1 protein-coding gene is annotated in these 746 nt (G+C 46.0%); it reads left to right on the forward strand.

Going from position 1 to position 746, the window contains the following annotated elements:
* Nucleotides 1–36: 36 nt before the first annotated feature.
* A partial coding sequence (locus A3766_RS00550) for an efflux RND transporter permease subunit (RefSeq protein WP_197479136.1) occupies nt 37–746 on the forward strand: 710 nt, incomplete at its 3' end.

The raw sequence follows: 746 nt of genomic DNA on the forward strand, positions 1-746 counted from the left end.
TTGCCAGCCGAATTAATTAAACCTTAGGGTAATTGCATGACTTCAGCAGATAAATCTTTTATCGAACGTTTGCTCGCCTACAGTTTAGCGGGTGGCTTACCTTCAGCGATTCTTATTGTCTCGCTTTTATTGGGCATGGTCGCGCTGAACTACACTCCACGTGAAGAAGAGCCTCAAATTGTTGTACCGATGGTCGATGTGTTAGTCAGTTCGCCAGGTATGTCTTCTAAGCAGGTAGAACGGCAGGTGACAACACCGCTGGAAAAACTTCTGGCTCAAATCCCGGGTGTAGAGAATGTTTATTCCACCTCAATGAGCGGTCAGGCGGCTGTTACTTTACGATTTTATGTTGGCGAAGATCGTGAAGATGCAATTCTGAATACCTATAACAAACTTCATTCCAATCAACATAAAGTCCCTCAGGCAGTACAAAACTGGCGCGTAAACCCGGTTGAAGTGGATGATGTGCCGATCATGATGTTGGCTTTGTATTCCAAAGGCGATGCTAGCGATTATGACTTAAGGCGGGTAGCGGAAGAGCTGTCGACTTATATACAGGCAATTCCTGATACCAGTGAAGTCAAGGTAACGGGGGGCCGAGAACGAACGATAAGGATTTTTTTACAGCCCGAAAGTTTGGCAGCGCGTCAAAGTACTTCGGCAGACGTCTTGCAAGCTTTACAGGTGTCCAATCTGCTTCAAAGTAGCGGCAACTGGTTCGTTGACAATGAGTCTATTCAACTCGA

The sequence above is a fragment of the Oleiphilus sp. HI0132 genome, from assembly GCF_001635845.1.